Consider the following 18,688-nt stretch of genomic DNA (forward strand, 5'->3'; position numbering starts at 1 on the left):
CATACGCTGATACGCAAGGTCGCGCTTGTCGCGGCCTTTGTCGCGATGTTATATGAGCGGGTGTTCATACATTCAAATGGGAGGATACGAGTCATGGCCACCGCCGACCCCAAGAAGAAAAAGAAGAAGCGCAAGAAAAAAGAGTCACTCGAGCATAAACGCAACCGCATCCTGGTAGCGCTGGGTATTTTTGTCGTGGTGTACGCCCTCGATGAGCTCGGCGCCCTCACCGCCGCATTCGGCACCCCAGGCAACATCTACGCCAGCTTTGCGCTGTTCCTCGTGCCGTTTTTGATTGCCGGCTACGACGTGCTCCAAAAGGCATTCAGCAACATCCGCCGCGGCAAGGCGTTCGACGAGAGCTTTCTCATGGCCGTCGCGACCATCGGCGCGTTTGCCATGGTGCTCTTCCCCGATACCGACCCGCACATGGCCGAAGGCGCCGCCGTTATGCTGTTCTACCAGGTCGGCGAGCTGTTCCAGGCATACGCCGTGGGCAAGAGCCGCAAATCGATCAGCGCCATGATGGACATCGCGCCCGATTACGCCAACGTTGAGCAGGCTGACGGCACGCTCGAGCAGGTCTTTCCCGATGACATCGCCGTCGGCACCGTCATTGTCATCAAGCCCGGCGAGCGCGTGCCCATCGACGGCGTTATCGTCGAGGGCGTAACCCAGCTCGACACCGCCGCCCTCACCGGCGAGTCGGTCCCCCGTACCGCCAAGACCGGCGACGATATCATCAGCGGCTGCATCAACATGACGGGTCTTATCCGCGTGCGCACCACCAAACCCTTTGGCGAGTCCACCGTCGCGCGCGTCCTGGAGCTCGTGGAGAATGCCAGCGAAAAGAAGGCGCGCACCGAAAACTTCATCACACGGTTCGCCCGCGTCTACACGCCCGCCGTCACCGGCGCGGCAGCGGTGCTCGCGCTCGGCGGCGGCCTGGTGACCGGTGCTTGGTCCGATTGGATCCTGCGCGGCCTGACCTTCCTCGTCGTCAGCTGCCCGTGCGCACTCGTGATTAGCGTGCCGCTGAGCTTCTTTGGCGGCATCGGCGGCGCGTCCAAGCTGGGAGTTCTCATCAAAGGCTCCAACTACCTCGAGGCGCTCGCCGATGTGGATACCGTCGTCTTCGACAAAACCGGCACGCTCACCAACGGCACGTTCTCGGTCGTCGCGGTGCACCCCGAGGGCGGCTATACCGAGCAATCGCTGCTTGAAGTCGCAGCCCTCGCCGAGTCGTTCTCCGACCACCCCATCGCGCAGTCGGTGCGCGCCGCCTTCCAGGGCCAACTCGACCCCAAGCGTGTATGCGACTCCGCCAACGACGCGGGCCATGGCGTGACGGCGAACATCGACGGCAAGCACGTCGTCGTCGGCAATGCCAAGATGCTCGCCGCGGTCGGCATCGAAGCACCCGATTGCGAAGTCGTCGGCACTATCCTCCATGTGCTGGTCGATGACGTCTATGCCGGTCACATCGTAATTGCCGACACCGTCAAAGCCGATGCCGAGCAAACGATTCGCGACCTGCATGCCGCCGGTGTCAAGCGCACCGTCATGCTCACGGGAGACCGCGAGGAAGTGGCCGCCGCCGTGGCCAATCAGCTGGGAGTCGATGAGTTTCACGCGCAGCTTCTGCCAGGTGACAAGGTCGAGCGCGTCGAGGCATTGCTGGCGACCGAATCGGGCAAGGGCAAGCTCGCCTTTGTGGGCGACGGTATCAACGATGCGCCCGTGCTCACCCGTGCCGATGTGGGCATTGCCATGGGCGCCATGGGCTCCGACGCCGCGATTGAGGCCGCCGACGTTGTACTCATGGACGACAAGCCGTCCAACATTTCCCGTGCAATCCGCGTGGCTCGCAAGACCATGACGATTGTTTGGCAGAACATCATTTTTGCACTGGGTATTAAGATGCTGATTCTGGTACTTGCGGCACTGGGCATTGCCAACATGTGGCTCGCCGTCTTTGGCGACGTGGGCGTGGCGATCATCGCCATCCTGAACGCCATGCGCGCGATGGGTGTCAAGAACCTGTAGCATACGTGGCTTTCCGGCCGGGCGACGCGGCACACCACGCGCAAGGGGCGTCCCCAACTGCCGGCAGAAAAGGAACGTCCCCAAGTGCCGAGCCGCAGCTATAGCAGCCCAAAGTGCTTTGCGGCGTTGTAAATTCCGTCGTCGTCCACGGCAGTCGTCACGTAGCTCGCCGCGGCCTTCACGGTATCCTGCGCGTTGCCCATGGCCACGCTCGTGCCCACGGCGGCAAACATCGACAGGTCGTTCTCGCCATCGCCAAAGGCGATCGCCTCGCTCGCGTCGATGCCCAGACGCTCCAGCGTCGCCGCCACGCCCAGGTCCTTGCCGCCATTGGCCGGAATAATGTCGCAGAACAGGTCGCACCAGCGCGTGGTGAGCGAATGCGACACGGCGTCGGTCACGATATGCTCGTCGGCAGGATCCACAAAGGCGCAAAACTGGTAAACCGGCGCATCGAAGGCGTGCTCAAACGGCTCCTCGTGGTAGACGATTCCCGCGTTGTTACCGGCCGTCACCACGCGCTCGGACAGGCAGTTCACAAACGAGTTCTCGCCCTGCATGCACAGCGAGTCGTAGCGCCCCTCGGCCACCTGGTCCACAATCACCGCAACGTCCTCCGGATCAATCGGACAGCTGCGGTAGACGCCCTCGGCATCAAAGCAGTGCTGGCCCGAAAGCGTAATGTACGCATCCCAGCCCAAGTCGAACAGCCAATCCGGCATCTGGTAGGTCGGACGGCCCGTGGCGATCACGCACGCAATCCCCTGCTCGTGAAAGCTGTCGAGCACTTGCTGCGCCGACGCCGGAATCCGGTGCGTCTTAAAGCTCAGTAGCGTGCCGTCGATATCGAAAAACGCGGCTTTGATCATCCTCGTCTACTCCTCGCCCTCGAGCTTCTCGCTCGCCTCGAGCCACGCCATCTCCAGCTCGTCCATAGCGGCGTGAGCCTCGTCGATCTTTGCCTGCTGCTCGCCCAGCGCCGTGTAGTTGGTGGGGTCGACCTGAGCCATCGCGGCCTCGGCCTCCTCCACGCGAGCGCGCTGCGTCTCCATCTTGCGCTCGAGCGAGCTCACCTCGCGGCGGAGCTTCTGGCGCTCGGCATTGGAAAGGCCATTGGGCTGACCGCTCGCCTTGGGCTTTTCGGCCGCAGCTGCCGCGGTACCGGTGTCAAACGTGCCGGTCTTGGCGCTCGGCGCACCCACGGGCTCGCCCTCGGCGGTGGCATTGCACAGGCGCAGGTACTGGTCGACGCCGCCGGGCATGTGCGTCAGGTGGCCGTCGAGCAGCGCCCACTGCTGGTCGGTCACGCGCTCCATCAAAAAGCGGTCATGCGTTACCAGAATCAACGTGCCGGGCCAACCATCGAGCAGGTCCTCGACAATCGCCAGCATGTCGGTATCCAGGTCGTTGCCGGGCTCGTCCAGGATGAGCACATTGGGCTCGTCCAGGATCGTCAGCAGCAGCGACAGGCGACGGCGCTGTCCGCCCGAAAGATCGCCGATACGACTCCAGAGCTGCTGCGTCGTAAAGCCCAGACGCTCGCAGAGCTTCTCGGGCGAGGTCTCCTTGCCATCGATAACGTAGTACTTCTTGTAGTTGCTGAGCACCTCGCGGATCGTGTCGCCCATGTAGGGCTCGAGCTCCTCGAGCTGCTGCGACAGCACGCCAAAGCGCACCGTCTGGCCAATCTTCACGCGGCCGCGCAGGGGCGCGATCTTGCCCTGAATCACATCGAGCAGTGTGGACTTGCCGGCGCCGTTCTCGCCCAAAAGACCATAGCGGTCGCCCGCACCAATGAGCCAGGTCACGTCGGAGAGCACTTGCTTGGGCGCGCCGTCGGTATCGGCATAGCCGGCGTCCACATTGACCACGTCGATAACCTGCTTGCCCAGGCGACTCACCGCCAGGCGCTTGAGCTCCAGCTCGTCGCGCACGGGCGGCACGTCGGCGATGAGCTCGCGAGCGGCCTCCACACGAAACTTGGGCTTGGTGGAGCGCGCCTGTGCGCCGCGGCTCAGCCATGCGAGCTCCTTACGCGCCATGTTGCGACGGCGCTCCTCGGTAACGGCGGCCATGCGGTCGCGCTCTACGCGCTGTAGGATATATGCGGAGTAGCCGCCCTCGAAGGGGTCGACCTGGCCATCGTGGACCTCCCACATGCTGGTGCAGACCTCGTCCAAGAACCAACGGTCGTGCGTGACCACGAGCATGGCGCCCTGGCCGCGCTGCCAGCGGGCCTTTAAGTGGCGCGCGAGCCAGTTGATGGTGCGCATGTCCAGGTGGTTGGTGGGCTCGTCGAGCATGAGTACATCGTAGTCGCCGATCAGCAGGCGCGCGAGGTCCACGCGACGGCGCTGACCGCCCGAAAGCTCGCCCACCGTGCCCTCCCAGGGCACATCGCTAATAAGGCCGGCCAGGATCTGACGCGTACGCGGGCTCGACGCCCATTCGTACTCGGGCGTGTCGCCGACGACGGCATGATGCACGGTGTCGGTATCGACCAGGTTGTCCTTTTGGCCGAGCAAACCAATCGTCGTGTCGCGTCGATGCGTCACGCGGCCGTCGTCGGGCTCCAGCGTACCGGCGAGCACACTCAGCAGCGTCGACTTGCCGTCGCCGTTTTTACCGACGATGCCAATGCGGTCACCCTCGTCCACGCCGAGCGTCACGCTATCGAAAATATGCTTGGTGGGAAACTCTAGGCTGACGGAATCGCATCCCAAAAGAATCGCCATATGCCCTGCTCCTTCGTAGAAATTCAACGTTGTCCATGATAGCAGCGAGCCCCACCTCAAACCACCACGAAGGTGCCTGTCCCCTTTGTGGTGGTCGTTTCGGTCGCAGAGCAAAAAGGCGGGCCATCTCCCGCAAGAGATGACCCGCCTCTCCAATCAGTCCCGCGGCAACCATGGCCGCCGCGGGCCTCAAGCATGTCCCGGACTAGGAGAACATGCCGGTGAGGTAATCATTCAGCCGCTTATCCTTGGGCCGTTGGAAAATCTCGTCGGTCTCGTCGTACTCGACCATATCGCCCATGTAGAAAAACGCCGTGCGGTTGGACACGCGCGACGCCTGCTCCATGTTGTGCGTCACGATGACGATGGCGCGGTCGGCAACAATCGATGACATCAGGTCCTCGATTGCCAGCGTCGAGATGGGGTCGAGCGCCGAGCAGGGCTCGTCAAACAGAATCACATCGGGATTGAGCGCCAGCGTGCGCGCAATGCACAGGCGTTGCTGCTGGCCGCCCGAAAGCGCGTAGGCGCTCTTGTCGAGCTTGTCCTTGACCTCGTCCCACAGCGCCGCGCCGCGCAGGCTTTCCTCGACCATGCGATCGAGCTCGTCGCGGTCAGTAATGCCGTGGCGTTTGGGCGCAAACGTGATGTTGTCGCGAATAGACTTGCGAAAGGGGTTGGGCTGCTGAAACACCATGCCAATGGAGCGACGCAGCTCGTAGGTGTTCTCGGTCTTGGTGTTCACGTTGCGCCCGCGGTAGTTGATCTCGCCCTCCACGCGGCAACCGAGAATCTCGCGATTCATAAGGTTGAGGCTGCGCAAAAAGGTCGACTTACCGCAGCCCGAAGGCCCGATGAGCGCCGTGATCTCGCCCTTGTGAAAGTCGAGCGACGTATCGTGCAGCGCATGGTGGTCGCCATAGTAAACGTTGACGTCCTTGGTGGAAAGCACGACCTCGTCGCTCACGGCTTTGCCGCTTACGCGCACGCGCTTCTCGCTCTCCCCCACGCTCGACAAAAAGTCCTGGGTCTCGGACGCGGCCGCCTCGGTTGCGGGCGTTGCATTTATCTCGCTCATTCGGCCGTCATCCTCCTTGCCAGTTGCTTGCCCACGATACGGGCGACTACGTTAAACAGCAGCACGCATATCATCAGCAGTGCCGCGGTGCCCCAAACAATCTGCTGGGCCTCGGGGCTGCCCTCGCCGTAGATCTTATAGATGTGCACGGCGAGCGACTCACCGGGGCGGAACACGTTCCAGGCGCAAGTGGGACTCGACAGGTTAAAGCTCAAGAAGTTCAGACGCACCGGCGAGCTCATGCCCGAGGTAAAGAGCAGCGCCGCGGCCTCGCCAAACACGCGGCCGGCCGAAAGCACGATACCGGTCACGATGGCGGGCATGGCCTCGGGGATCAGGATGTGCAGCGTGGCCTCCCAGCGGGTGAGGCCCATAGCCAGGCACGCATCGCGCTGGGCCTGTGGCACGTCCTCGAGCGCCTGCTGGATCACGCGCACCAGGATGGGGATGTTGAACATGGTGAGCGCGACGGCGCCGGAGATGATGGAGTACTTCCAGCCCAGCTGCACCGAGAACACCAGAAAGCCGAACATGCCGACGACGATGGAAGGCAGCGAGGACAGCGTCTCGATGGCGGTGGAGGCGATGTCACGGATGGGGCCGTCCGGCGCGTACTCAACCAGGAAAACCGCGCCGCCCAAGCTGATGGGCACCGAGATACTTAAGGTGATCAGCAGCAGATAGAACGAGTCGAACAGCTGGTAGAGCACGCCGCCCTGGGTTCCGTTGGCGCGCGCGGGCTGCGTGAGAAATCCCGGCTGGAACAGCGTCGAGATGCCCTCGAACAGAATATAGGCCACCATGGAGACGACGATGAGCATGACGATGGCGACGATTGCCGTCAGCACGCCCGTGGCGATGCGGTCCTGCTTTTGGACGCGCCTGAGTCTCGCCTCGTCGATATGAATGCGCGTGCTAGCCACGAGCCTTCGCCCCCTTGCGGCCGATAAGGTGGATGATCAGGATAAAGATGAGGCTCATGCCCATCAGCAGCAGACCGAGCGCCCACAGGACGTCGTCTTGGGCAGAGCCCTCGGCATAGACCGCCATAGACGTGGTGAGCGTGGTGGTGATGGTGGACGCCGGCGACAGCAAAGACGTCGGCATGGCCTCGATGCCGCCGATAACCATGCGCACGGCGAGCGTCTCGCCAAAGGCACGGGTCATGCCAAGGATGACCGCGGTCATGAGCGACGGCATGGCGGATTTGAGTACCACGTGCCAGATGGTCTGCCAGCGGGTGTAGCCCAGCGCGAGCGAACCCTGACGGTAGCTATCGGGCACAGCACGCAGGCCATCGACCGAAAGGGTGGTCATCGTCGGCAAGATCATGACGGCCAGCACAATGGCGCCGGGCAAGATGCCCAGGCCCGTGCTCACGTGGAAAACGCTCTTCATAAGACCGACGACCACGTGAAAGCCGACCAGGCCAAAGACGACCGAGGGAATGCCGGTCAAAAGCTCAATAAGCGGCTGAAACACCTTGGAGCCAAACTTAGGGCTAATCTCGACCGCAAAGATGGCAGAGCCGATGGCGATGGGCAGCGCGATAAGCGTGGAGAGCACCATGACCGCAAACGAGGTGACGATCAGGGGCAGGGCGCCGGTATAGGGCAGGCCGTTTTCGGCCGTGTTGGCCAGGTCCCACTTGGTGCCGGTAAAGAACTCGACGACCGAAACGCCGTCCTTGAGAAAAGCCGAGAGGCCCTTTTGGGCGACCATAAAGATGAGCGCGGCAACGACAAGCGTCACGAGCGCTACGCACGCGCCCGTGACGCCCAGGCCCACGTTCTCAAGGTCGCGCTTTGGCAGCTGTTTTGCCATTGCAAACCTTTCCGGGGCGATTACTTATTTAGCGGAGACCTTGCCGCTGGCGTCCTTGACGACCTTCATGGCAGAGACGGGGATAAAGCCCTGCTCCTCGACAAGTTTGCCCTGGACGTCGTCGGAAAGCATGAACTCCAGGAAGGCCTTGGTGGCATCGTCGGCGTCCTTTGCGCAGTACATGTGCTCGGTCGCCCAGATCTTAAAGGAGTCGTCGGTGACGTTTGCGCTCTTGGGCTCCACGCCCTCGACCTTGATGGCGTTGAACTTGGAGTCGTCGAAGTGCGAGAAGTCGAGGTAGGAGATGGCGTTGTCGGTGCTGGCCATCTGAGTCTGGACGTCGCCGGACTTGTCGAGCTCGGCGTCGCCCTTAAAGTCGACGGCCTCGTCACCAAAGACGGCGGCCTCGAAGGTGGCGCGGGTGCCGGAGCCGGCCTTGCGGTTGAGAACGACGATGGTGGCGTCGTCGCCGCCGACCTCCTTCCAGTTGGTGATCTGGCCGGAGAAGATGCCCTTGAGCTGCTCGAGGGACAAGTCGTCGACCTTCACGTTCTTGGAGACGACGGGACCCATGCCCACGACGGCGACCTCGTGGTCGACGAGGTTCTTGACCTGGTCGGCCTCGAGCTTGGTCTCGGCGAAGACGTCGGAGTTACCGATGGTGACGGTACCGGCGGCAACGGCGGTCAGGCCCTTGCCCGAACCGTTGCCCGAGCCAGAGACGGAGACGTCCGGGTTGGCGTCCATGAACTTCTCGGCAGCGGCCTCGACGAGAGCCTGGAACGAGGAGGCGCCGTCGTAGGTCACCTCACCGGAGACGGACTCGGCAGCGGCGCTGCCCTTGTCGGCGGCGTTGGAAGCGCCTGCGCCGCCGCAACCAACGAGGCCGAGGCCCACGAAGCTGGCAAGACCACCAGCGAGGCCGAGGAACTGACGACGAGAATAAGCCTGATCGAGCATGATCTTCCTTTCATACATGCGACTCGCGGGCACCCTGCCCGCTTTGCTGTTTGGAAAGATACGGCCTCGATCGGGCGGTGCCCGCGCCAACTGCGGATTCTTACGGGCATTTGATAGACCCTTACCGCGAGCGCGACTCGGCTTTACAAACGAATAACAAACCCGCCCCCAAGCATGGCCCGCCTTTTACACCAATAAAAACAAAGTTGCGGTGAAATAGTTCCTGCTTGGCCATCAAATGGCCCATTCTAGGAACTATTCCATCGCAACTTAGATTAGGAAACCGCGTAACCTTAAAGCTCTAATTCATTCAAACGGAGGATCGCAACAATATAGATCTTGAGCGCCTGCTTGAGCTGTTCCTCGTTGGCGCACTCGTTGGGGCCGTGCATCTGGCCGCCCCATGCGGGCAGCTCCAGGCCGGTTTCCTCGGGGCCAAACGACACGGCGCGGGCAAAGTTGCGCGCGTACGTGCCGCCGCCCATGGCAAAGGGCTCGGCATGCTTGCCCGTAAACTCGTTATAGGTATCAATAAGCGCCTTCACGGCCGGATCGTCGGCGGACACCGAGAACGGTACCTTTGCACGACCCACACGGCACGTCACGCCAAAGCGGCCCACGAGCGGCTCGAGCTGCTCGCAGATGGTATCGGCGCTCGTGCTGTCGGGGAAACGTACGTCGATGACCTGCTCAATATGGCCATCCATCACACGGATAACACCGGGGTTGCACGTGAGCGGGCCAAACGCCGGGCTCGTCGCGTCGATACCCAGGCCGTGGCCATAGGCATCCGCATGTACAAAGGTCAGAAACTTGACAAACTCGTGCTCGGCGGGCGTCAGCAGGCGCTCGTCGCGTGCACCAAACGCGTCCTCGGCCTCGCGCAGATACGCCACGATGAGGCCGACGGCATTGATCGTTCCCTCGGGCATCGAAGCGTGACCGCCAATACCGTGGGCGAAAATCCGCGCATGCCCGTTATCGAGCGCCGTGATCTCCAGGCGGTCGGCGTTCTCAACGGGCGCCGGCAGCTCATCGGCGGCAATCGCGAGCTCGCAGATAGACTGCGACGGAATGGCGTTGCTCGCCTCGGCACCGCTCCACGATACGATGCGCCCGCCGTCGATCTTGGAGCTCACAAATGTCGCCCCAAACTGGCCCTTCTCGGCATTGCAGACCGGGAACTCGGCATCGGGCGTAAACAAAAAGTCGGGGTCTGCGTGGTTCTCCAGATAATGGTGAACGTCGGACATGCCCACTTCCTCATCGCAGCCCAGCAGCGCGCGGAAGGTATAGCGCGGCACAATGCCGTGCTTGATCAGGTAGGCACCGGCGTAGAGCGACAACACGGCCGGGCCCTTGTCGTCGATCACGCCACGACCGAGCAGCCAGCCCTCGCGGCGCTCCATCGCAAACGGGTCGGTGTTCCAACCGGGACCGGCGGGCACCACATCCACATGGCAGATGGTCGCAAGCTGCTTATCGCCGCGGCCGGGAATGTCGGCGATTCCCACATAGCCCTCGTCGTCGCTCGTCTGGTAGCCGAGCTTTTGCGCAATGCCGAGCGCACAATCGAGCGCATCACGGACCGGGCGGCCAAACGGCGCACCGGGCTCCGCATGGGCAGCAACGGCCACGGACGGATAGCTCACCAGCTGCTCGATATCGGCAACGACATCTTCCCAGATCTCGTCGACATACTCGGTAACGCTCTGCTCCACCTGATTCATGGACGACCTCCTTACCAATGAGCGACGGCCACACCCGCCCCTCGCATAACGTCATTAGATGGCGAAAAGTTTAGCAAGCTCGGCCACCGAGTGCACCACCGCATCGGCACCCGCCGCCTCGTGCTCGCCCGGCACCGCCGCGCCCGAATAGATGCCAATGCACGGCACGCCCCTTGCGTGCGCGCCCTCCACATCGTTAAAGCGATCGCCGATCATCACGGCATCGTCCGCCGTCGCGCCGAGCGCCGCCAGGGCATCGCGAACCGAATCGGCCTTGGTCTCGCGCCCCTGCGGCGGATTCATACCGACCACCGCCTCAAACTGCGAAAGCCCCAGCTCGCCCACCATGTCGATGCACTTTGCCTCCATGCGCGACGTCGCCACGGCCAAGTGATGCCCCTGGGCGGCCAGGCCATCGAGCAGTTCGGGAATTCCATCGAACACGGGGTACTCTTCCGGTCCCAGCTCATCAAAAAAGGCACGGTACTCGTCGGCCACCACAAGCGACTCCTCGCGCGAGAAGCCGTAAAAGTCGTGGAAGCTCTTCCACAACGGAGGCCCGATCATACGGCGCAGGTCACCCATCTGCGCCTCAGAAAACCCGCGCGCAGCCAGCGTTTTACGCGTCGAGGTCATCACCGCACGGCCCGTATCGGCCACCGTGCCGTCAAAATCAAACAGCACGACCGACCGCTTGCATATCTCCAGAGCCTCCATCGACATCCCTCTTCCCCCAGTTGACGATTTCCACATCGACACTTCAAACTGTTGACTATTCAACAATTGAACCTAGCAATGTGGAGCGACTCTACTATACTTGTCGCACTTTGCTCTCAGAAGGCGGCGCGCAAGCGCCCCAACGAAAAGTGCAATTATGTCTTTTGCCATCATAACCGACTCCACGTCGGGCATCTCCCCCGCCCGCGCCCAAGAGCTCGGCATTTACGTGATTCCGCTTCATGTGATTATCAAAGGCGAAGACCTGCTCGACCAGGCGCAGGCCAGCTCATGCAGATGCTCAATATTCGCCTGACCGTTTCGCCGGAGTGGAAATCGGGCAAGATCAAGGCGATCAAAAAGGGTCGTGGCGCCAAGCGCATCGTCGCCAATCAATCCCTATTCCACCGCAACTTGAAAGCAGTTCATTTGGGACGGGGCCAAAAAGACTGATATCAAACGTTTCAGACCAGTCTTTTTAGCCCCGTCCCATTTTACCTACCCTACATCAGCCCGCTCAGGACAATATCGACGGCCTCGTTGAGGTCATCGGTGATGTGGACGAGGTCTGGATCGAGTGGGCTGATCATGCCGGCGTCCATCACCGGGCCGTTGAGCCAGTCGAACAGGCCCTGCCAGTATTCGCTGCCCACCAAAACAAGCGGCATGCGCTTGACCTTGTGCGTCTGCACCAGCGTGAGCACCTCAAACATCTCGTCGAGCGTACCAAAACCACCGGGAAACACGATGGCGCCCGAGCTGTATTTGACAAACATGGTCTTGCGCACAAAGAAGTAACGGAAGTCCATGCCGAGGTTCACGTATTTGTTGAGCCCATGCTCGTGCGGAAGCTCAATACCCAAGCCGACCGACTTGCCGTTGGCGCTCGCCGCTCCCCTGTTGGCCGCCTCCATAATGCCAGGACCACCGCCGGTGATAACCGCCACGCCGCGCTGCGCGATCTTGCGGCCGACCGTGCGCGCCGCCTTGTAGAGCGGATCGGTCTTGGGCGTGCGGGCACTGCCGAAGATGGTCACCGCGGGCCCGAGCTCGGCAAGCGCGCCGAAGCCATCGACAAACTCGGCCTGAATGCGCAGCACACGCCACGGGTCGGCGTGCAACCAGTCAGTCGAGTCCTCGGGCGCCAGCAGGTTGGCGTAGGTGTTGTCCTTAGGAATCATAGGGCCGCGCATAACCACGGGGCCGCGTCGGTACGTCTCGTCGTAGGCCGGCTCGCCCTCGACGTTCTCATTCTTAATCATGGGATACTCCTATCGAAAATAGAAACGGGCGGGGTCGACGCCATGCGTCAAACACCCGCCCGAACATCAACCATTCGGTATGGTACCCACGATGCATCAAGCGCTTGCAAGGCATCGGTCAGAGGTCGTGCAACCGATGCCGACGCATGCGATGCCCGGCGCCGGCTACGCACGGTCGATTGGCACGTAGCCTCGACACCGCGCGAGCGCCCCCGCAAGCGCACCCGCAGCTCTTAGTAATCCACTGCCGCGGGGCTGTTCATCCAGTCGCTCACGAACGCACCGTAACGGCCCTCGATAATGGCCTGGCGGGCACGCTGCATAAGGTTGAGCAGGTAGTAGATGTTGTGCATCGAAAGCAAAATGCCGCCGAGCATCTCCTTCTGCGTGACCATGTGGCGAATGAGCGCACGGCTGTAGCCGCCCGTGCACACCGGGCAGGTACAGGTGGGATCGATGGGGCCGTCGTCGTGCGCAAAGCGGGCGTTGCGGAAGTTAAGGCGACCCTCGCTCGAAAACGCCGTCCCCATGCGGCCGGTGCGCGTCGGCAGCACGCAGTCGAACATGTCGATGCCCACGCCTACACCACGCACGAGCGTCGTCGGGTTGCCGACGCCCATCAGGTAGCGCGGCTTATGTTTGGGCATGTACTCGCTCGCGAGCGGTGCCAGCGTCTCAAACATGGTCTCGTGGTCCTCGCCCACCGAGTAGCCGCCAATGCCGTAACCGGGGAAGTCACCGCACTCCTCCAGATGGCGCAGCGAACGCAGGCGCAGGTCCAGATGCATGCCACCCTGAACGATGCCAAAGAGCGCCTGGTCGTCGCGGGTATGAGCTTTATAGCAGCGCTCGGCCCACATGCTCGACAGCTCAACGGCGCGCTCAACGTACGCGCGCGTGGCGGGATAGCCCGGGCACTGGTCGAGCTGCATGCAGATGTCGGAGCCGAGCTTCATGGCGATTTCCATGTTGTCCTCGGGCGTCCAGAACACGTGGCGGCCGTCGTAGTCGTTGACGATAAAGCGCACGCCCTCGTCGGTGAGCTTGACGGCGTCGTTGTGGCTGAACACCTGGAAACCGCCGGAATCAGTGAGGATGGGGCCATGCCAGTTCATAAACTTGTGCAGGCCACCCAACTCGGCGATGGTATCCTCGCCGGGACGCATGGACAGGTGATAGGTATTGGCGAGCACGATCTGGGCGCCGAGCTGCTTGACGGTCTCGGTAGGGATGCCCTTGACGTTTGCCTTGGTGCCCACGGGCATAAAGATCGGCGTCTCGATGTCGCCGTGCGGAGTGTGCAGCACGCCGGCACGCGCATGCGTCGTCGGATCCTCGGCGATCAGGTCGAATTTAAATAGGCTCTGGTCCATAAACTGGAACTCCTTGGTTGCGGTTCATACGCAAACCATTATAAAGACCGCGGCAGGTGAACGGCATAACGTCTTTCGGAGAAGGGAATGTCAAGCGCAAACTGAATAGAGCGGCCAAATTTTTGCTATCCAAGCGAGCCATCGAACACGTTTTGAAACTTTGCTGCGGCGCGCGGGATGCCGGCGCGAGACTTTATCATAGGGTGACAATCAACGATGAGGAGCACATGCCTATGACAGACGAGCTGGACCCCCAGACTCAGCAGCATATTGATGATTCCGCAGACGCCGTCGACGACTGCAGCACTCCTACCTGCGTCGCCGCTTCCGTCGATGCATCCGCCGAAGATGCGCACGCCGGTGCGGATAAGGCAACAGACACAGGCGATACTGTCGAGCATGACGAAGGCGAGCAACCGGAGTCGAACGACGCCGAGCCCGACGCGGACCCCGCGTCACAGGCGGCAGGCCCCATCGAGGTATCTTCGGAAGAAGAGCTCGATGCCGTCATGGACTCCATGATGGATGCCGTCAAAGCAATGAAAGACGCCGTGGCCGACGCCGATGTGGACGTCGAAGAAGAAAAGGCCGCCGAGGCCGCATCGACCTTCGTGCCTGGCGAGACCCCCGTTGCCGACCAAGGCAGCACCGTACCTTCGTTCTTACAGCTCGAGCACCCTACAATTGGCGCAGATGCAGTTGACCCGCACACTGCCGGCTTTTCCGTGATCGAGGGTGGCACCGGCAATATCGCCACGTCGCAGGCGCCCGATGTGGGTACGGCCGACGCCGGTCACCCGACCGCTCCACACGCCCCTGCAGCCAGCCGCGATCTGGGAACCGCCGTCTCAAATACAGCAAACGCCGTAGGCACTTTTATCGCCCAGGGCGCCTCTGCCATGCGCGAGATGAACGCCGCAAAGAAGGCGCTCGCGGACGCTCGTGCCCACCTGGCCGAACTTGATCAGCGCATCGCCGATCAAGGAGAGGAGCTCGAGACGCGCCAGGATATCGCAAGCCGCTACGACCAAATCGTCGCCGACCAGCGCCAGGCAATCGCCACGGCTCAAAAGACCGCCGCGGCGGCAGAAATCGGCCGCGATACCCATGCCGCCAAGACAACAGAGCTCAAAGCGCAGCTCGAACAAATAAAAGAAGAGGACGACGCCACCGAGCGGCGTCTCAAAGCCGCACTCGATGCCGTCGAAGCGCGCGAAGCCAGCTCGCGCGAGACCGGTAACCGCCTCGTACGACGTCTCGAGGATTCCAAGCGCATCCGCGACAAGGTACAGGCCGAACGCGACGCCGGCGTTGCCGCAGCGCAGCAAACCGTCGACGCCACGCGTGCTCAACTCGAAACGTTGCGCCGTGAGTATGCCGAGCTGCAGCGCAATCCCTCGGCAAATCCCGCCAACTATACGGTGCGCACTAGCGAGCTTTCGATGCAGATCTCCGACACGGCTGATGCCCTGCGTAAAGCCGAGGAGGATGTCCCGCGCATCACCGCCGATCTTGAGCACTCGCTCGCAGCTGCCGAGCACGCCGTCGAGCAGGCGCAAGCCCCCATCGCCGACGCCAAGCGCGCCCATCAGGCCGTGACGGCCGAGGCCGATGCCGCGCGCGACGAGCTGCAGACCGCAAAGGCGGCCGCTGCAACGCGCCAGCGCGAATTACGCGAGAAGATCGTCACCGAGGACAAAGCGCGTCAAGAGCAAGAGCAGGCTATCGCCAATGCCCAGGCGGACGTCGCGCATGCGCAGTCGATCATCGAGCAGGCGACCGAGGTGCACAACCATCCCGAGATCACCGAATCGCTCGCGGGCTCCCTGGCTCGCGATAAGGACGAGCGCGCCGAAACCGAGCGCGAAGTGGCTCAGCTCGAAGCCGCCGAGAACGACGTGCGCGAGCGCACCCGCGACTCACGCGTCAAATTCACCGGCGCAATCGTCTGCATTGTCGCTGTAATCCTCGTGATCGTCCTAATCTGGCTGTTTGCGAGCAAGTAAACCAGCTGCCAAAAAACACTCACCGCAACGTTTTGATTGGCGCAAAGGGGCCAGGCTACTTTGCACCAACTTGGTGCATATAAAGCAGTCCCCATTGCACCAACAACGTTTGCCCAGATAAAACCTGCCAAAATAAACCTGTCCCTTTTTGGCAGGTTGAACCACGGCAACGCCAATGTTTTGGCGAAGTCAGCGAAAACCCGCCAGAACGGCAATCTCTTGACAACCAAAGAAATGCCGATGTTTTGGCAGCGACAGCGAGCGGGTCGCATTTGAGGCAAGGTGACGTGAAACGAAAGGGCGCTGACCTTCTGGTCGCGCCCTTGAAGTTGAACGTCAGATTGTCCAAATGCGGCCCGCGCAGCGTCGAGCAGTTACGCGGTTCGTAGAACCGCGTAACTAACAAATGAGCATGGCGTCGCCAAAGCTGAAGAAGCGGTAGCGCTGCTCGATAGCGGCGGCATAGGCATCCATGATCTGATCGCGGGTGGCAAGTGCGCTCACGAGCATCATGAGTGTGGAGCGCGGAACATGGAAGTTAGTGATCAGCGCGTCGACCACGTGATAGGTCGAGCCGGGCATGAGGTAGAGCTGCGTCGTCGCGTTCTCGCGCGCCACGATGTCACCACGGCCGAGCGTGTCGGCCCCGTCCTCACGGCCCTCAAAATAGCGCGCCGTCACAGCCGGATCGGACACCGGCGCGTCCGCGTCAAACGCACTCTCGAGCGAGCGGACTGCGGTGGTACCGACAGCAATCACGCGATGCCCCTCGGCCTTAGCCTTATGCACGGCGTCGACAACCTCCTGCGACACGTGATAGCGCTCGGTGTGCATCACGTGCTGCGTGGGGTCGTCCTCCTCCACCAGACGGAAGGTATCGATGCCCACCTCGAGCTCGACAGCGGCAAACTTCGCACCCTTGGCCTCGATAGCCGCCATGAGCTCGGGAGTAAAGTGCAGGCCCGCCGTGGGAGCGGCAGCTGAGTGCTCCTCCTTCATGGCGTAAACGGTCTGGTACTTCTCGGGATCGCCCTCGTAATCGGTAATGTAGGGCGGCAGCGGCACGTGGCCGGCAGCATGGATGGCCTCGTCGAGCGTGCGCGGGTCGCCGGCGGCATTGCAACCGGCTGGCTCAAAACGCACCAGGCGGCCGCCGCGGCTATCGGTGACAAAGTCGACGACCTCGGCCGTCAGCACCACGGGCGCGCCCTCGGGCGCATGGGCGCCACCGGCGCGATACTCAATCTGAGCGCCGGGCTTTAGGCGCTTGCCCGGCTTGACCAAGCACTCCCAAACGTGACCCAGCGGATCCACGTCCTCGCGGCGCTTGAGCAGCAGTGTTTCGACCACGCCGCCCGAGCCGGCCTTGCGACCGATAAGGCGGGCCGGCATCACGCGCGTCTGGTTGATGACGAGCACGTCGCCCGGCTCGATATAGTCGATGATGTCGCGGAAGATGCGGTGCTCGACGGTGCCGCCATGCTCCAGCGGCGTTCCCGCCTGGGAGCCCTTGCGGTCAACCACCAGCAGGCGGCAGGAGTCGCGCGGCTCGGCAGGAGCCTGGGCAATCAGTTCCTCAGGAAGGTTGTAGTCAAAATCATCGGTACGCATAGACACGTCGAATACTCCTTATATAGCTAAAATCCGCTCTACATCCTAGCAGGCTGCCAGCCCAAAAGGACTACTTTTTGGCGGCTTTGCGCTCGTCGCGGATGCGGGCGCGGTCCATGGCCGCCTCGACGGCCGAGAATCGGCAGCCGCAATAGTTCTGCCGATACATGCCCAGCTCGCGCGAACGGCGTGTCGCCTCGGGATAATACGGGCGAAAATCGCGAATCACCGGGGTGAGACCATGTGCCGCCGCCAAGCGCTCCAACACATCGTTGCAGGTGTCGAACAACTGATACGGCGAGACGGCGAGCGTCGTACCCACAAACTCAAACCCGCACTCCTGGGCCACACGGCATGCCTCGGCCAGGCGCAGGGCATAGCACGCACGACAGCGACGGGGTCGATCGGCGCCCAGCGGGGCCACGCCGGCCTCCCAGCGCTCGCGGTCCTCCCCCGCCTCGATGAGCTCGATGTCGCCATCGGCACACCACCGGCGCAGCTCGTCCAAACGCCGCTGCCATTCATCGCGCGGCTGAATATTGGGGTTGGTCCAGCAAATCGTGGGCTCAAACCCCTCCTCACGCAGCAGACGAACCGGCTCAAGCGAGCACGGCGCACAGCACGCATGCAGCAGCAGCGGCTTCATGGACATCTCCTCCCAATCTTTGCCCAGGGTAGTCTTTTTGGGACGGGGCTATTTTGACTACTTTTGACGTAAAGCAGTCAAAAATACCCATCTCCAAAAAGTAGTCAAAATAGCCCCGTCCCAAAAAGACTACTGACCAAAAAAGCGAACGCCAAAGGACGTGTCCTCGCAGGCGACAATGCGGCGGTCGCGCAAAATGGTCCGCACGTAATACCAGTCGCCCACACAGCCCGACAAATGCAAGCCGGCTGCCAGGTAGCACAGCAGCGGATAGCCCGAAAACGCAAACCCCAGGGTAAACGCCGTCGTCACGACAACCGTCGGCGCCAGACAAACTGCCATGTACCGCCGGCGCGAATACACCACGCCCTCGGCGCAGGCGTAAATCATGCACGTCTCGAGGTTCGCCCCAAAGGTCACGTGCGCACCGGCGGGCGCAAACAGCTTAAAGAACACGCCGTGCACCAACTCGTGCACGGCAAATGACGCCGCCGAAACCGCAGCTAAGCCAACTATCCAGCCCAAGACAGCCGTCCAGCCACCCGCGTCAGCCGCATCCAAGTCCGTGGGCCCACCCAGCAGCATAAACACCGGCACCAGGCACACGGCAAATGCGCCAAGCACGGCCATCCCCCACACAAAGCAAGCGTGCAGGAAATCCTCGTCTTCAAACGCATGTATGTTGGAAATCTCATTCATA

17 protein-coding genes are annotated in these 18,688 nt (G+C 62.0%); 4 read left to right on the top strand and 13 right to left on the bottom strand.

The annotated features are described in order from the left end of the window. The first annotated feature begins 93 nt into the window (after positions 1-93). Positions 94-2,046, top strand: coding sequence for a heavy metal translocating P-type ATPase (locus ACTNA2_RS00605; RefSeq protein ID WP_441048244.1), 1,953 nt, complete (start codon positions 94-96; stop codon positions 2,044-2,046). A gap of 98 nt (positions 2,047-2,144) precedes the next feature. Here ACTNA2_RS00605 and ACTNA2_RS00610 read toward each other — a convergent pair whose 3' ends face one another. From ACTNA2_RS00610 to ACTNA2_RS00645, 8 genes are all read right to left on the bottom strand, one after another. Further along, positions 2,145-2,915 carry a Cof-type HAD-IIB family hydrolase gene (locus ACTNA2_RS00610; protein ID WP_441048246.1) on the bottom strand — a complete coding sequence of 257 codons (771 nt, stop codon included), beginning with the start codon at positions 2,913-2,915 and terminating at the stop codon, positions 2,145-2,147. 6 nt (positions 2,916-2,921) lie between these two features. Further along, positions 2,922-4,781, bottom strand: coding sequence for an ABC-F family ATP-binding cassette domain-containing protein (locus ACTNA2_RS00615; RefSeq protein WP_441048247.1), 1,860 nt, complete (start codon positions 4,779-4,781; stop codon positions 2,922-2,924). Positions 4,782-4,986: 205 nt separating this feature from the next. After that, positions 4,987-5,859, bottom strand: coding sequence for a phosphate ABC transporter ATP-binding protein PstB (gene pstB, locus ACTNA2_RS00620; RefSeq protein WP_441048248.1), 873 nt, complete (start codon positions 5,857-5,859; stop codon positions 4,987-4,989). Continuing rightward, entirely contained in the window at positions 5,856-6,782 is a 927-nt protein-coding gene (pstA, locus tag ACTNA2_RS00625) for a phosphate ABC transporter permease PstA (protein WP_441048250.1), read from the bottom strand. The genes pstB and pstA overlap by 4 nt, the downstream gene beginning before the upstream one ends. Continuing rightward, the gene (gene pstC / locus ACTNA2_RS00630; RefSeq protein ID WP_427719566.1) at positions 6,775-7,683 is read right to left on the bottom strand and encodes a phosphate ABC transporter permease subunit PstC; all 909 of its coding nucleotides are present in this window, start codon (positions 7,681-7,683) and stop codon (positions 6,775-6,777) included. Before pstC ends, pstA begins: the two co-directional genes overlap by 8 nt. Positions 7,684-7,707: 24 nt before the next feature. After that, a complete protein-coding gene (locus ACTNA2_RS00635; RefSeq protein ID WP_154515770.1) occupies positions 7,708-8,643 on the bottom strand; it encodes a phosphate ABC transporter substrate-binding protein in 936 nt (311 codons plus the stop codon). 293 nt (positions 8,644-8,936) lie between these two features. Next, complete coding sequence (locus ACTNA2_RS00640; RefSeq protein WP_427794615.1) at positions 8,937-10,373, bottom strand: M20 family metallopeptidase; 1,437 nt, start codon at positions 10,371-10,373, stop codon at positions 8,937-8,939. A 54-nt stretch (positions 10,374-10,427) separates the two neighbouring features. Further along, entirely contained in the window at positions 10,428-11,090 is a 663-nt protein-coding gene (locus ACTNA2_RS00645; RefSeq protein WP_229770639.1) for an HAD hydrolase-like protein, read from the bottom strand. A gap of 157 nt (positions 11,091-11,247) precedes the next feature. Here ACTNA2_RS00645 and ACTNA2_RS00650 point away from each other — a divergent pair, with 157 nt between their 5' ends. Both ACTNA2_RS00650 and ACTNA2_RS00655 read left to right on the top strand, forming a co-directional pair. Further along, the gene (locus tag ACTNA2_RS00650; protein ID WP_441048251.1) at positions 11,248-11,406 is read left to right on the top strand and encodes a DegV family protein; all 159 of its coding nucleotides are present in this window, start codon (positions 11,248-11,250) and stop codon (positions 11,404-11,406) included. Continuing rightward, on the top strand, positions 11,382-11,543 hold the full coding sequence (locus ACTNA2_RS00655) for a hypothetical protein (protein WP_441048253.1): 162 nt from the start codon (positions 11,382-11,384) through the stop codon (positions 11,541-11,543). The genes ACTNA2_RS00650 and ACTNA2_RS00655 overlap by 25 nt, the downstream gene beginning before the upstream one ends. A 50-nt stretch (positions 11,544-11,593) precedes the next feature. Here ACTNA2_RS00655 and ACTNA2_RS00660 read toward each other — a convergent pair whose 3' ends face one another. Next, positions 11,594-12,352, bottom strand: a complete 759-nt coding sequence (locus tag ACTNA2_RS00660) for a TIGR00730 family Rossman fold protein (protein ID WP_154515782.1) — start codon at positions 12,350-12,352, stop codon at positions 11,594-11,596. 233 nt (positions 12,353-12,585) lie between these two features. Then, a complete protein-coding gene (gene tgt, locus ACTNA2_RS00665) occupies positions 12,586-13,725 on the bottom strand; it encodes a tRNA guanosine(34) transglycosylase Tgt (RefSeq protein ID WP_195622157.1) in 1,140 nt (379 codons plus the stop codon). Between the two features lie 233 nt (positions 13,726-13,958). Between tgt and ACTNA2_RS00670 the strand changes: the two genes are divergently transcribed. After that, positions 13,959-15,731: a hypothetical protein gene (locus tag ACTNA2_RS00670; protein ID WP_441048255.1), complete on the top strand. Its 1,773-nt coding sequence runs from the start codon at positions 13,959-13,961 to the stop codon at positions 15,729-15,731. A 399-nt stretch (positions 15,732-16,130) separates the two neighbouring features. Here ACTNA2_RS00670 and queA read toward each other — a convergent pair whose 3' ends face one another. The 3 genes from queA to ACTNA2_RS00685 form a co-directional block, all read right to left on the bottom strand. Next, entirely contained in the window at positions 16,131-17,342 is a 1,212-nt protein-coding gene (gene queA, locus ACTNA2_RS00675) for a tRNA preQ1(34) S-adenosylmethionine ribosyltransferase-isomerase QueA (protein WP_441048327.1), read from the bottom strand. Positions 17,343-17,412: 70 nt separating this feature from the next. Then, entirely contained in the window at positions 17,413-17,988 is a 576-nt protein-coding gene (locus ACTNA2_RS00680) for an epoxyqueuosine reductase QueH (protein WP_441048256.1), read from the bottom strand. A gap of 129 nt (positions 17,989-18,117) precedes the next feature. Continuing rightward, positions 18,118-18,687: a DUF3267 domain-containing protein gene (locus ACTNA2_RS00685; RefSeq protein WP_441048257.1), complete on the bottom strand. Its 570-nt coding sequence runs from the start codon at positions 18,685-18,687 to the stop codon at positions 18,118-18,120. Position 18,688 lies beyond the last annotated feature (1 nt).

The sequence above is a fragment of the Collinsella sp. HCP28S3_E9 genome, assembly GCF_052065455.1.
Taxonomy (GTDB): Bacteria; Actinomycetota; Coriobacteriia; order Coriobacteriales; family Coriobacteriaceae; genus Collinsella.